The sequence below is a fragment of the Xenorhabdus aichiensis genome (genome assembly GCF_028598775.1).
GTDB lineage: Bacteria > Pseudomonadota > Gammaproteobacteria > Enterobacterales > Enterobacteriaceae > Xenorhabdus > Xenorhabdus bovienii.
The window spans coordinates 1-13,726 of record NZ_JAQRFO010000009.1 but is presented as its reverse complement, the minus strand read 5'-3'; the positions used below and the strand labels follow the sequence as shown (position 1 = coordinate 13,726).

At 42.6% G+C, this 13,726-nt stretch carries 12 protein-coding genes; 7 read left to right on the top strand and 5 right to left on the bottom strand.

The annotated features are described in order from the left end of the window. Positions 1 to 13 precede the first annotated feature (13 nt). The 3 genes from PSI22_RS05995 to tyrR all read left to right on the top strand — a co-directional run bounded on the left by PSI22_RS05995 (position 14) and on the right by tyrR (position 4,210). A complete protein-coding gene (locus tag PSI22_RS05995; protein ID WP_273578974.1) occupies positions 14 to 1,411 on the top strand; it encodes a YcjX family GTP-binding protein in 1,398 nt (465 codons plus the stop codon). After that, entirely contained in the window at positions 1,408 to 2,496 is a 1,089-nt protein-coding gene (locus PSI22_RS05990) for a YcjF family protein (RefSeq protein ID WP_273578973.1), read from the top strand. Before PSI22_RS05995 ends, PSI22_RS05990 begins: the two co-directional genes overlap by 4 nt. A gap of 130 nt (positions 2,497 to 2,626) precedes the next feature. Then, positions 2,627 to 4,210 carry a transcriptional regulator TyrR gene (gene tyrR / locus PSI22_RS05985; RefSeq protein WP_273578972.1) on the top strand — a complete coding sequence of 528 codons (1,584 nt, stop codon included), beginning with the start codon at positions 2,627 to 2,629 and terminating at the stop codon, positions 4,208 to 4,210. A 99-nt stretch (positions 4,211 to 4,309) separates the two neighbouring features. Here the strand turns inward: tyrR and PSI22_RS05980 are convergent, their stop codons facing one another. Continuing rightward, positions 4,310 to 5,311: a serine/threonine protein kinase gene (locus PSI22_RS05980; RefSeq protein WP_273578971.1), complete on the bottom strand. Its 1,002-nt coding sequence runs from the start codon at positions 5,309 to 5,311 to the stop codon at positions 4,310 to 4,312. Between the two features lie 664 nt (positions 5,312 to 5,975). Further along, the gene (tpx, locus tag PSI22_RS05975) at positions 5,976 to 6,479 is read right to left on the bottom strand and encodes a thiol peroxidase (protein WP_273578970.1); all 504 of its coding nucleotides are present in this window, start codon (positions 6,477 to 6,479) and stop codon (positions 5,976 to 5,978) included. A gap of 166 nt (positions 6,480 to 6,645) precedes the next feature. Between tpx and PSI22_RS05970 the strand changes: the two genes are divergently transcribed. Together PSI22_RS05970 and zntB are read left to right on the top strand one after the other, a co-directional pair. Beyond that, a complete protein-coding gene (locus PSI22_RS05970) occupies positions 6,646 to 8,262 on the top strand; it encodes a peptide ABC transporter substrate-binding protein (RefSeq protein WP_370689005.1) in 1,617 nt (538 codons plus the stop codon). 12 nt (positions 8,263 to 8,274) lie between these two features. Continuing rightward, on the top strand, positions 8,275 to 9,258 hold the full coding sequence (gene zntB / locus PSI22_RS05965) for a zinc transporter ZntB (protein ID WP_273578969.1): 984 nt from the start codon (positions 8,275 to 8,277) through the stop codon (positions 9,256 to 9,258). 277 nt (positions 9,259 to 9,535) lie between these two features. On the opposite strand, the gene ttcA is transcribed toward zntB, so the two are convergent. Beyond that, positions 9,536 to 10,492, bottom strand: coding sequence for a tRNA 2-thiocytidine(32) synthetase TtcA (ttcA, locus tag PSI22_RS05960; RefSeq protein WP_273579057.1), 957 nt, complete (start codon positions 10,490 to 10,492; stop codon positions 9,536 to 9,538). Between the two features lie 258 nt (positions 10,493 to 10,750). On the opposite strand from ttcA, the gene PSI22_RS05955 reads away from it, so the two are divergent. Next, positions 10,751 to 11,086 (top strand): DMT family transporter, encoded by a 336-nt coding sequence (locus tag PSI22_RS05955; RefSeq protein WP_273578968.1) that lies wholly within the window; start codon positions 10,751 to 10,753, stop codon positions 11,084 to 11,086. 157 nt (positions 11,087 to 11,243) lie between these two features. Further along, positions 11,244 to 12,491 (top strand): tyrosine-type recombinase/integrase, encoded by a 1,248-nt coding sequence (locus PSI22_RS05950; protein ID WP_273579056.1) that lies wholly within the window; start codon positions 11,244 to 11,246, stop codon positions 12,489 to 12,491. A 138-nt stretch (positions 12,492 to 12,629) separates the two neighbouring features. On the opposite strand, the gene PSI22_RS05945 is transcribed toward PSI22_RS05950, so the two are convergent. Further along, the gene (locus PSI22_RS05945; RefSeq protein WP_273578967.1) at positions 12,630 to 12,947 is read right to left on the bottom strand and encodes a hypothetical protein; all 318 of its coding nucleotides are present in this window, start codon (positions 12,945 to 12,947) and stop codon (positions 12,630 to 12,632) included. Beyond that, positions 12,937 to 13,539: a hypothetical protein gene (locus PSI22_RS05940; RefSeq protein ID WP_273579055.1), complete on the bottom strand. Its 603-nt coding sequence runs from the start codon at positions 13,537 to 13,539 to the stop codon at positions 12,937 to 12,939. The genes PSI22_RS05945 and PSI22_RS05940 overlap by 11 nt, the downstream gene beginning before the upstream one ends. Positions 13,540 to 13,726: the final 187 nt, after the last annotated feature.

Sequence of the window (13,726 nt, the reverse complement as noted above, 5' to 3'; positions counted from 1 at the left end):
ATTTAGGAGAAACATGAAACGGTTGCAAAACGAATTGAAATCCCTTGTTAATCGTGGAGTAGACCGTCATTTGCGGCTGGCGGTGACAGGATTAAGCCGTAGTGGAAAAACGGCATTTATTACTTCTTTGGTGTACCAGCTTCTTCATGTCCACAGCGGGGCTAGATTGCCGTTGTTTTCTGCTGTGCGGGATGGCCGTTTACTTGGTGTGAAGCGGGTGCCTCAACGAGATTTTGGTGTTCCCCGTTTTGCTTATGATGAAAATATTGCAGCATTGCACGACACACCACCTTATTGGCCAATACCAACACAGGGCGTGAGTGAAATCCGTCTGGCTCTGCGTTATCGCTCTGAAGATTCCCTGCTTCGTTATCTTAAAGAAACTTCCACCCTGTATCTGGAAATCGTTGATTATCCGGGAGAATGGCTACTGGATTTACCGATGCTGGAACAGAGTTATCTGGCATGGTCACGACAGATGAACGGTATGCTGAAAGGGGAAAGGGCAGGTTGGGCTAAACCATGGCTCGAATTATGCCAACAGTGCGATCCTCTAGCACCTGCCGATGAAAATTTGCTTGCCAGAATCGCACAGGCTTATACGGATTATCTGCATCAATGCAAAACGCAGGGGTTGCATTTTATTCAGCCGGGTCGTTTCATATTACCGAGTGATCTGGTAGGGGCGCCGGCGCTACAATTTTTTCCGTGGCCGGATATTGACGGAATTGGGGAGCCACAACTGACCAAGGCGGATAAACATACCAATATTGGTATGTTGCGGGAACGATTTGCCTATTACTGTGATCACATTGTAAAAGGTTTTTATAAAGAGCACTTTCTCCGTTTTGATCGACAAATTGTTCTGGTTGATTGTTTGCAGCCATTAAACAGCGGTCCACAGGCTTTTAACGACATGCGTCTGGCTCTGGCACAGCTCATGCAGAGTTTTCATTACGGTAAGCGAACCTTATTTCGCCGCTTATTTTCACCTTGCATTGATAAATTGATGTTTGCAGCAAGCAAGGCTGATCACGTGACCGCTGATCAACACGCTAACCTCATATCTCTCTTACAGCAATTAGTTCAGGAAGCGTGGCAGAATGCGGCCTTTGAAGGGATCAGCATGGACTGTGTTGGTTTAGCATCTGTTCAGGCTACTGAAAGTGGTATCGTGCTTCACGATGGTGAAAAAATCCCCGCAATCAAGGGAAATCGGTTGTCAGATGATAAATTACTGACGTTTTTCCCGGGAGAGGTGCCACAGCGTTTACCGAACAGTGATTTCTGGCAAAAACAAGGGTTTAATTTTGAATCTTTTCGGCCAAAACAAGTAAATGTAGATACACCGTTACCCCACATCCGCATGGACAGTGCGATGGAGTTTTTATTGGGAGATAAACTAACATGACTGATCCCTTGAAACCGAGAATTGATTTCGATGATCGTTTACAAACACAGTCGGAACCCTCATTGAAATCTAAGAAAGAATTCAATGGACAGGAAAATGAGTTCTGTCCAGTCGCGCCTGAACGGGAAGCAGAAGAGCAAGAAAGCGAGTTTGAAGGCGCAGTCAATGCCGCTCTGAAACCAAAGCGTAGTTTTTGGCGAAAAATTTTTTCCGGTGCGGTTCTGTTGTTGGGTATTAGTGTGGTTGCGCAGTTTATTCAATGGATATACCAATCATGGCAGCAACACGATTGGATTTCGCTGGGTGTGGCCGCCGCAGGCAGCATGATTGTTTTTGCAGGCATAGGTACTGTAATAAGCGAATGGCGGCGTCTTTATCGTTTGCGTCAACGGACGGAAGAGCGCGATATAGCGAAGTCATTATTGCAAAGCCACGGCATAGGTAAAGGACGTCAATTTTGCGAGAAGCTGGCGGAACAGGCTGGGATCGGGCAGCAGCATCCAGCATTGCGACGTTGGCAGGCTGCGGTACACGAGACTCACAATGATCGTGAAATCGTCATGTTGTACAGCAAACTTGTTCAGCCTGTTTTGGATGTTCAGGCTAAAAAGGAGATCAGCCGCTCGGCTGCGGAATCGGCTTTAATGATTGCCGTCAGTCCACTGGCTATCGTGGATATGGCCTTTATTGCATGGCGAAACATTCGCCTTATTAATCGCATTGCGGCACTATATGGGATCGAATTGGGCTATTTCAGCCGTATTCGCCTGTTCCGATTAGTCTTGCTGAATATAGCTTTTGCGGGTGCATCGGAGCTGGTCAGGGAAGTTGGTATGGATTGGCTGTCACAGGACATTGCTGCCCGGCTTTCGGCGCGTGCCGCTCAAGGTATTGGTGCTGGGTTGCTGACGGCACGCTTGGGTATCAAGGCAATGGAACTGTGCCGTCCTTTACCGTGGATTGATAGTGATAAGCCAAAACTGGGGGATTTCCGTCACCAGTTGATGACTCAGCTTAAAAGCACGTTACCGACGAAGATGAAAAGTGCAGTAAAAAGAACAGAGAACAGCACAGTAATCAAATAGTGGTTACTGTCACGTTATTTTGACGCCCTGTTTTATCGTCAACTTTTGCTGACAGGGGGCTTCATCTATTGCACCGTAACGGGTAACATTTCAGACGGCTATGAACATCGTGTAAATAAGGTCGGAATAAATGCGATTGGAAGTTACTTGTCAGGATCGAATTGGGTTGACTCGCGAGCTACTTGATTTACTGGTTTTACGAAATATTGACCTGAAAGGAATTGAGATTTCTCCTGCACGTCGTATTTACCTTAATTTTACTCAAATTGATTTCAACACCTTTCGCTTATTGATGGCGGAAATTCGCCGTATTAACGGGGTAATAGATGTCAGGACGGTTGCTTTTATGCCGTCAGAAAAAGAGCACAGGGCAATGTGGACATTGCTGGAATCTGTTCCTGAGCCCATCTTTTCTATTGATATGAAAGGCAACATTGATCTGGTTAATCCGGCATCTTTAGTATTATTTGGTCTCAACAAAGAGAGAATTGGTCAAAAAAACATTGGCCACCTTATCAGTAATTACAATTTCCTCCGCTGGCTTGAGAGTGAACATCATCAACCTCATTCGGCAAATTTAGTCATCAAAGGTCAAGATTACTGCATGGATATTATTCCTATGCAATTAACGGATGAAAATCAGTCTGTTAAATGTGTGGGGGCTGTGATTATGCTTCGTTCAACCACGCGTATTGCTCTTGCCCCATCGCGTAAAAAGTTTACTGTGAGTGATGACAGTGCTTTTGACAAAATTGTTGCTATCGGCCCGAAAATGGTTCATGTCGTTGAGCAGGTACGTAAAATAGCGATGCTAGATGCACCTTTATTGCTGATTGGTGATACAGGAACAGGAAAAGATGAATTTGCCAAAGCTTGTCACCTGCGGAGTTCAAGAAGAAAACAGCCTTTTCTAGGATTGAATTGTGCTTCCATGCCAGATGATGTTGCAGAAAGCGAGCTGTTCGGTTATGCCGCAGGGGCTTATCCGAATGCACTGGAAGGTAAAAAAGGTTTTTTTGAGCAGGCTAATGGTGGCACGGTTCTGTTGGATGAAATTGGTGAAATGTCGCCACAAATGCAGATTAAGTTACTGCGTTTTCTAAATGATGGGACGTTTCGTCGTGTTGGTGAAGATAATGAAGTCAAGGTTGATGTCAGGATTATCTGCGCTACCCAAAAGAACTTGGTCGAGTTGGTGCAGAAAGGGGAATTTAGGGAGGATCTCTATTACCGACTTAATGTACTGACTATCACATTACCTCCTTTGCGGGAACGCCAAGCGGACATCATGCCGTTGGCAGATTTTTTTGTCACCCGCTTTGCTGAAGAGCAGGGGTTGGAAAAGCCTAAATTCGCTCATGAACTGGAACACTTTTTGTGTAGTTATCATTGGCCGGGAAACGTCAGACAACTGCGCAATGCTATTTATCGGGCATTAACTCAGTTTGAAGGTCACCAGTTACGCCCTCAGGATATTCAGTTACCTGAATTAGATACAGAGGTTTCATTCAGTGACGATATTTTGGCAGGCTCTTTGGATGAGATTAGTAAACGTTTTGAACGTTCTGTACTCATTCGTCTTTACCGTCATTATCCAAGCACCCGAAAACTGGCTAAACGGCTAGGCGTTTCTCACACAGCCATCGCGAATAAATTACGTGAATATAGTTTAAGCGGGAAAAAACAGATGGCCGAACATGAAGATGATGAATAATTTTCATCAGCGTAGCTGTTTTTAAGTATTAACCCCATCAGATGTTCTACCTGATGGGGTTAATTTTCGGACTTCATAAATGAGAGGATTACCTGGCGACTATTCGCTGTTTGAACTTACGGAAGGAAAGTAATTCGTAAAGGTGTTTGGTCGAGTATAAGATAATACAGGGGTTCGGCATGTCTTTATAGGAGACGTTTTTATCTGCGTCATTAGTTCTGCTATAGACAATGGGCGTTCTGATAGTTTTATTTTCAATGTATGGTCAATTACATGTAAAAATGATGAAGAATATCCCGCAGGGCAAAGCTTACTCAACGGCTGATATTTATCTTCGATATTGCGCACGATACTGACTGGAGGAGGGGTTCCGACAATCAAGGTATGCAATACCGCTCCTAGAGAGTAAATATCTGTCCAAGGACCTTGTTGCCCTTCTTCGTTGGCGGTGTATTGCTCAACAGCCGTAAACCCGGGATTTATGGTTACTTCCGTTTCATCAGACAAACGTTCCGTTGCTTTTCTGGCAGAGCCTAAATCAAGTAATATTGGTAACTGATCATCCTGAATCAGAATATTATCCAGAGAAATATCACAGTGCAAATACCCTGCTTGGTGGAGCGTATCGATAGCATCAAGCAAAGAAAACAACATATTATAGATCCAATTTTGATTGATGATCTTAGGGCGTTTCGTTTGTAATTTTTTTAATGTTATCCCACTGTAAAATGGAGTTGCAATATAAGCGGTACTATTTTGTTGCCAGAAACTCAGAAAGCGTGGTAGGCAGGGGTGATTAAAACAGGTCATCAAATGGGCTTCATGCATAAAATTATGTAGCCCGATCTGGAATCTCTTTTTGAGACTTGCTCTGCGTAGATTTAGCTTTAGATCCTGACGACGTACAACGAGAATAGAAGGCATATATTCTTTAATAGCAATAGTGCGTTTCAGTCGGTGATCCCATGCACGATATACAATACTGAATCCCCCTTCGCCAATGACTTCTTCAATTTCAAATTCGTTGAAACAATACCCTATAGGAAGTGCATGAGATAGAGAAAACTCGCCACTGGAGTAGTTATTATGAGTATTCTGCATAATGAATGTTCTCCTGAACACAGATCTAATTTGTGTATTGAAACTCACCTTGCTTGAACGATACCTGTAGGTGAAACATTATCCTTCACCATAGCCAAGGTGTACCTTTCCATGTTGAGGCAGTGTGTGCTTCCTAAAACTCATTCATATTGATGGTAATAAGATTTCGCCTGCCACCCTACAGAGTTGCTGTTAATGCCTTGAAAAGAAAGGCATCATCATCCAGAGAAGAATGAGCTATTCATTAACAGCGCTTTTTTAAGGAATGCTACTGCATGAACCTTTAGTGGAAGGACCCAAACAAAAAACTGGAATTCCATGTAATTAATATTACTAATTGAAATGAACTATTTCATAATGTTAATAATTTTTCAATTAAATTATATTGATATTAATTTTTTTTATAGAAATAACTTCCAAATAATAAAATAACGAATTTAAGAAATAGGTGGTTTTTAATATTTTGATTTAAAATTATTTTTATGGGGGATATTAGGTTGTATGATTTCTGTGTATTTTGTTAGTTATTATTACTGAAATGAGGATTTTTTTGTGTACTGATAAGATAAGTTGGCGGCAATCAAAAATAGCTTGCCGCCAAGAAAATAAATTTTATTTATAAAACAATTGGTTTGCCATGTTGGAAAACAAAAGTAATATTATTTTATTTTAGTACTGATAATGCGTTGTCATAGTCAGGTTCATTGGTGATTTCATCAACTAGCTGGCTATAAATAATCTGGTTATTTTCATCCAAGACAACAACGGCACGTGCAGTTAACCCAACTAATGGGCCTTGATTTATTGCCACACCGTAATCTTCGTGAAATTTACCACCACGCAATGTAGAAAGCATCACCACATTTGACAAACCTTCAGCACCACAGAAGCGGGATTGCGCAAAAGGTAAGTCTGCTGAAATGCAAAGTACGACAGTATTATTCAGTTCACTGGCAACTTGATTGAATTTACGGACGGACGTGGCACAAACACCTGTATCAATACTTGGGAAAATATTGAGTATCTTTCGTTTTCCTGCGTACTGGCTCAGTGTCACATCGGCGAGATCTTTGGCTACCAGTGAGAATTCTTTTGCTGTTTGGCCTACCTGTGGAAAATCTCCATTAATGGTGATATCGCTACCTTGAAACTTGACTGTTTGTGTCATGGTTTTTATCCCTCGATTAAGTAAACTGCGTTATCAGTGTAAAGGAAGAGTGCGATCTTGCCCACCAAAATAGACGCGATATTCAGAAATACTCTGCCCTCCTTTAATTAACAATGTTTTATAATTTATTTTTAGGATAATTATTAGACTCACAAGGCAAAAATTCATGCATAATTTTAAGTTGCTTCCCTCTGTATTACTGATGACTGGACTTTCTTTTTCTGTTTCTGCCGCTAATGTACCTACTGGAACTCAACTTGACGGCCGTCAGGAACTGGTTCGTCAATTGAAAGATGAACCTGCATCATTGGACCCTATTAAATCCTTTGGCTTGACAGAAGCACAGGTGCTGCGTGACCTGCTTGAAGGCTTGGTGAATCAGGATGTTAATGGAGAGCCCATCCCTGGCGTTGCTATTGATTGGAAGACAACAGACAACCAAACGTGGGTATTTACATTACGGCAGAATGCACGCTGGTCTAACGGTGACAAGGTCACGGCATCTGATTTCGTTTATAGTTGGCGGAGATTGGTTAATCCTGCTAACGCATCTTCTTTTTCTTGGTTTGCTGCTTTGTCAGGCATGCAGAATGCACAGGAAATTATTGATGGCAAATTACCATCAGAAAAACTGGGAGTGGAAGCGATCGATCCATATACATTAAAAGTTAGCCTAGATCGTCCAGTTCCTTATTTTCCCAATATGACAACCAATTTTAGCCTTTATCCCGTTCATAAACAGAGTGTTGAAAAATATGGTAATGATTGGACAAGAGTCGGTCATTTGGTTGGTAATGGCGCATTTATGCTTACGGGACGTGTTGTAAATGAAAAAATTGTTCTGACACCAAACCCTTATTATTGGGATCATAAAAATACCGTATTAAAAAAAGTTACTTTTTTACCTATCAATCAGGAATCCCACGCGACCAAGCGTTATCTGGCAGGGGATTTGGATATTACTGAATCTTTCCCCAAAAATATGTATCAGAAACTATTGCGGGATATTCCAGGAGAAGTATTCACGCCGGATCAATTAGGTACGTATTACTACGCATTCAATACACAGCGGGCACCCACCAATGATATTCGCGTTAGGCGAGCGCTTTCTATGACGATAGATAGAAAATTGATTGCGGGAAAAATCTTGGGAACGGGAGAAAAACCTGCATGGCGCTTTACACCTGATGTCACTGCTGGATTCCAGCCAGAAAAAAGCCGGCAGGAAGTTTTAACCCAACAGGAACTGGATGATCAGGCGAGAACATTATTGAAAGAGGCCGGATATGGTTTCGGTAATCCATTAAAGCTTTCTCTGCTTTATAACAACTTAGAAAATAACCAGCGGATCGCTATTGCAATAAGTTCAGAGTGGAAAAAGAAACTGGGTGTTGAAGTAAAATTAGTCAATCAGGAATGGAAAACCTATGTTGATAATCGTAATACCGGTAATTTTGATGTCGTCAGAGCATCTTGGACTGGGGACTATAATGAATCATCAAGTTTTTTATCTCTCCTGACCTCAACGCATAGTGGCAATCTCGCTAAATTCCACAATTCTGCCTATGACACATTGCTAAAAGAAGCTGGTCAGGAAACTGATGAAATGGTGAGAAACCGTGATTACAATCAGGCAGAAAAAATAATTACCGAACAAGCGCCAATTGCCCCGATTTATCAATATACCAATGGCCGATTGATCAAATCGTGGCTAAAAGGATACCCGATCACCAATCCTGAAGACGTGGCCTATAGTCATAGTATGTACATCATCAAGCACTAAAAAGGAGTAGATGTGGAAACGATTTATGGCTCAGTTTTTAAAGATTCCGAAGCTGTGTATTCCTGCCAGTTGAATGGTAAGGGAGGTATCATGGCATTTGGGGAAGACGAAGCCGCAACAGCAGAGCAGCCATTCTGGCAGCACCTTGATTATAAAAATCAGGCCAGCCAGCGATGGATCATGAGTACGGCTTTGCTGCCGACCCCAGTGAAAGAAGGGTTGTCAGGTGAAAGTATCCGACCCAAAGTGCTTCGCACTGGCGAAGGCACCATGATCACCTTGCGGACAGTCAATCGCAATGAAAATGCACGTCCTGATCACTTGGTCTCGTTCCGCATCTATATCAATGACAGAATGATTATTTCCAGTCGTCACCGGAAAGTTCGTTGTATCGATCAAGCCATGGATGATTTACATAATGGCGTTGGTGCCAAGAGTACGGGCCATTGGCTGGTTGAAATAGCAGGGGCCATTACCGATGAAATGAACGATTTTATTGAAGAGCTACATGATAGCCTAATAGGGTTTGAGGACGATATTCTGGAGCAGAAAGTCCCCGGACGCGGAGAATTAGTGTTATTACGTAAACAATTAATCGTTTTGCGTCGGTATATGGCACCGCAACGTGACGTATTCCTGCGTTTGGCCAGTGAACGGCTACCTTGGATGAATGATGAGGATCGTCGTCTGATGCAGGAGATAGCTGATCGTCTCGGGCGGGGGCTGGATGATCTTGATGGCAGTATAGCGAGGACAGCAGTCCTTGCAGATGAAATATCGTCCATGATGGCGGATGCGATGAACCGCCGCATTTATATGATGTCTTTGCTGACGATGGTATTCCTGCCAACTACCTTTTTGACAGGTCTGTTTGGCGTTAACCTTGGTGGAATACCCGGCAATGAGTATCGGTTTGGATTCGGCATATTCTGTCTCTTGCTATCCATATTGATAACTATTTTCGCTTGGTGGTTGAGACGAACTAAATGGTTATAAGGAACTAAATAAAAATGTAAGGGATATGTGGTGATTTAATAGGCCACTATCCTCAAACCGAGCTGTTATCTCAAAATCGAACGGTTAGTGTTAACTGGTTTGAGATATATCAATAATTAGATCCTACAATTAAGGCACTATAGCTTTCGCAGGTGAATACAACGTTGGGTGATGAACGTTGTGCTCCATAATTGTAGTTTTTCTCAAATTGAGTTTTGTACAGAATATTTGACCATAATTATGCCGATGTCAGTTTTTACATCGGCTATTTTTTTCGCTATTTTATTTCGACCACATCCAGACGATCCGCTTGAAAATCAAGTTGGTCATCTGATTCGACGGCTGGCTGCGAAGGCAGTTCTTCACGATCAAAGGCCAAATCCCCACCATCAATCACTTCACTGCCATGAGTAATACTCTTGAAATCGAACAGATTAAGATCGCTGAGATGAGATGGAACCACATTTTTCACGGCACGAAACATAGTTTCGATTCGTCCTGGATAACGCTTGTCCCAGTCACGTAGCATGTCCTTAATGACCTGACGCTGTAAGTTAGGTTGCGAGCCGCACAGATTACAAGGAATGATCGGGAACGCTCTGGCCTCAGCATAACGCTCAATGTCTTTCTCTCGGCAGTAAGCGAGTGGACGGATAACAATATGTTTGCCATCATCGCTGATCAATTTGGGAGGCATGCCTTTTAATTTACCGCCATAGAACATATTCAAAAATACGGTCTGCAAGATATCATCACGGTGATGGCCCAGAGCGATTTTGGTCGCCCCTAGTTCAGTTGCCGTGCGGTACAAAATACCACGACGCAGGCGAGAGCAGAGCGAACAAGTGGTTTTCCCTTCAGGGATCTTCTCTTTTACAATACCGTAAGTGTTCTCTTCGACAATCTTATACTCAATGCCTAGCTCTTCCAGATAGGCTGGCAGGATATGTTCAGGGAATCCTGGCTGTTTTTGATCCAGATTCACCGCCACCAGGGAGAAATTAACTGGCGCACTTTTTTGCAGGTTTTGCAAAATGGATAGCAGCGTATAGCTATCTTTCCCACCAGAAAGGCAGACCATAATACGATCGCCTTCTTCGATCATTTTGAAATCTACAATGGCCTGACCCGCGTCACGACGCAGGCGTTTTTGTAATTTATTGAAATTATATTGATTTTTCTGGCTATTCATTTCTGATTGTTCTTTACTTTTTCTGGTTGCCTGTTTAGCAATGGATTGGAAGGCCTTTAAAAAACTGAAATCAGCTTATTATGGCGGAGAACATAAAAAGGAAGCAATGATAGCGGATGAAAAGGGATTATCAATCAGAGTTGGTAAAAAAGTCTTCCAGATAAGCATGGCTTAGGGTTTATGAAAAATTTGGTAATAGAAATCCTTTTTTTCGTTAAAGCGTTATATTTGAAATTATGGTAGATTCAGCCGGTTTTTGGTATGAGACACCATTTTGTCTCTTGTGGATTGGTAACAGGTATGAATGGATTGGGTTATTTGCTTATCGCGATCATTTCTGAAGTGATCGCAACAACGATGCTAAAGGCATCGGATGGGTTTAGTCGCTTGATGCCTTCTATTGTCGTTGTGATAGGCTATTGCTTCTCGTTTTGGGCATTATCGCAGGTTGTAAAAGTGCTTCCGTTGGGAATTGCTTATGCTATTTGGTCGGGGCTTGGTATTGTGTTGGTCTCGGTGGCAGCTATATTTTTATACCAGCAAAAATTGGATTTGCCTGCAATAATAGGAATGTTGCTGATTATCATGGGTGTTTTGGTGATAAACCTATTTTCCAAAAGTGGAGCTAGTCACTGATAGTCATCTGTAGTCATGGATGTGCATATATTATATTGATTTTTATTGTAATTTATTTATTTTGCTTCGTATAATCAGCAATAGTCATCAATATTCACAAGTATTCATCTAGTGTCATGATAAATGTGTACATGAATGTGTATATAAACTACAGGCAATTACTGATTCATGGCTGCGTTCTACCAATGGCAAACCCCAAGAAAAAATGATTACCAAATCAGACAGAGATGGCTTATCTGTTCGTGTTACCCCGAAAGGTAAAGTGATTTTTCAGTTCCGGTATCGTTGGGGAGGAAAAGGAGATAGGATCGATATCGGAACTTATCCAGCAACCAGTCTAAAAGATGCTCGTGACGCTGTAACCTCTTACCGTGGGGAGCTGGAACAACACCGTAATCCCAAAATCGTTAAGCGTGTACGCAAAGAGTTAGCTTTGAGTGCAGTAACTGTAGAAGGGCTTATACGAGAATGGTGGGTGACGACTATTCAGGATGTAAAAGTTAATGCTGATGCAATTCTGCGCACTTTCGAGATTCATGTTTTCCCAAAATTCGGTGAACTACCCCACGATGAGGTAAAACTTCATATTTGGCTGACTTTAATCGAAGGCGTTACAAGACAATCACCAGCAATCGGTAAGCGGATATTGACGTATTCCAAAACTGCGCATCGATGGGCTGTTCGGCGAGGAATGACTAATAACACTCCTCTATCTGATCTGATATCAAGTGACTTAGGAGGTCAGGACATAAATACGGATGTTGATACAAATGTGGGGGATAGAACGCTAAGCGAAGAAGAGCTGGTGATTCTTTTCCAGCTTATCAATGCTCCTAAGTATAATCCCCGCAATGCACTGATAGTAAAGTTGTGCTTATTATTTGGATGCCGTATTGCTGAGTTATTGAAAGCTAAAGTTAATGATTTTGATTATGAAAAAGATATCTGGATTATCCCTCCCGCAAACCATAAAACAGGAAGAAGAACTAAGAAACCTATTATTAGGCCGATTATTCCAAAAGCCAAAGAATTAATTGAACAGGCAAAAAAATTAAATTATGGGAGTGAATATCTGTTCACTGTGTTGCGTGGCAAATCCTTTTCAGATGGGTCGCATGGTGACATTGTCGCGAAGCTCAATAAAAGGATGGCTTCTCACTTTGATTCTTATACCTATTGGTCCATCCATGATTTGCGCAGAACGATGCGTACTGGCGTTTCTGAGTTGACTGCGCCTCATATAGCTGAAATTATGGTAGGCCATAAACTGCCGGGAGTGTGGCAGGTGTACGACAAGCACACCTACCTGAATGAGCAGAGAGAGGCATATGAACTCTGGTGGGAGAAGTTGACTAAAATTGTTTCCCGCCCTCCCAGTCAAGAATGTCCTGCCGCAGAAAATTAAGCTGGTCAGATTTAAATTTGGGTTTTGGGAAGCCTTCTCTTTTTTGCTTCCCATTACTGCACCATAATCTTACAGTATGCGCCGTGACTCCATATCGGTCTGCCAGTTCCTTTGTTTTGATATAGGGTGACTCCGCCATCACTCACCTCCTTTCTGATAACCGTTCTCCAAAATCAATCTTGCCACTACTGCCGGTGTTGCCTTTCCTTCCCATGTCGCATCAAAAATGATGTTGTTCAGCTCCGTTGTGAGAATATCGTTCAGATTCTTCGGCCTTTCGCTGTAGGGCACCTGATCAGGCACCCCGTCCATCACGTCAATAATAAGCTCGGCAATTTCCTTTTCTCCCCGTTCTGGCTTACGGTATCCTGCCTGCCAGATTGCATCGGTGATGTCAGAAGGATCGCCCCAGACCGAAGCGATGATTTGAGTCAGGTGGAAGGAGTTATTGATCACTTGATTGTTTCCTAAACTCAATTACCCAAACCCACGGATTGACAGTGTTATCACCTTTCCCATACCAGCATCCTTCGGCTTTTGCGTCTTCTTCACTGATATCCTGCAACCGCTCAACCCGAATATCAGTTATTTCCAGTGTGATACGTGATGCCCAGCGAGGCATGTGGATAGATGGCCGCCAGGTTCCTTCGTATTGCATGTCGCGATCAGGAATTGACCATAGCCCGTAATTATCCAGCGAACATGAGGCCCTATAAATTCTCGCTGCCTGTTGCTCGTCACCTTTGATTAAGTTTTCATCCCAGTCGATAGGACAACCATCTTCGTTGCCGAGAACAGCAAACGTCTCACGAACCCACAGGCGATCACTGATCTGACCATAAGGACATTTGGCAATAAATTGTTCATGCGTGTAGTCCTGCCACGTTCCATGTTTATCACGCATAGAAAATACATAGTCGCCATACCATTTATCCCCTGGCGCACGATATCTAATTACTTCAGATCCATGTTTTTGCATATTTTTAGCGGGTGACTGAATAACACGCCGTGTCTGCGTCTTCTTACCATCTAAAATGGTTCGAACCATTTCAGTGTTAAAAATTATTGGCCTACAAGAAAAAAGGGATTCCTTGCTTTCATCTGCCTTCTTAAGCAACCAGTCAGCCCACTCACGTCCATCGTCAATGTGACCGGACAACCCAATTTCATTCTGTGCATTATCGATGCTGATCATTATTCTGTACCTCGCTTATTACGCGCTTTCTTCACCGGTG

Coding starts and splice junctions, on each gene's coding strand:
- PSI22_RS05995 (WP_273578974.1), top strand. CDS start 14: ATGAAACGGTTGCAAAACGAATTGAAATCCCTTGTTAATCGTGGAGTA.
- PSI22_RS05990 (WP_273578973.1), top strand. CDS start 1,408: ATGACTGATCCCTTGAAACCGAGAATTGATTTCGATGATCGTTTACAA.
- tyrR (WP_273578972.1), top strand. CDS start 2,627: ATGCGATTGGAAGTTACTTGTCAGGATCGAATTGGGTTGACTCGCGAG.
- PSI22_RS05980 (WP_273578971.1), bottom strand. CDS start 5,311: ATGCAGAATACTCATAATAACTACTCCAGTGGCGAGTTTTCTCTATCT.
- tpx (WP_273578970.1), bottom strand. CDS start 6,479: ATGACACAAACAGTCAAGTTTCAAGGTAGCGATATCACCATTAATGGA.
- PSI22_RS05970 (WP_370689005.1), top strand. CDS start 6,646: ATGCATAATTTTAAGTTGCTTCCCTCTGTATTACTGATGACTGGACTT.
- PSI22_RS05955 (WP_273578968.1), top strand. CDS start 10,751: ATGAATGGATTGGGTTATTTGCTTATCGCGATCATTTCTGAAGTGATC.
- PSI22_RS05940 (WP_273579055.1), bottom strand. CDS start 13,539: ATGGTTCGAACCATTTTAGATGGTAAGAAGACGCAGACACGGCGTGTT.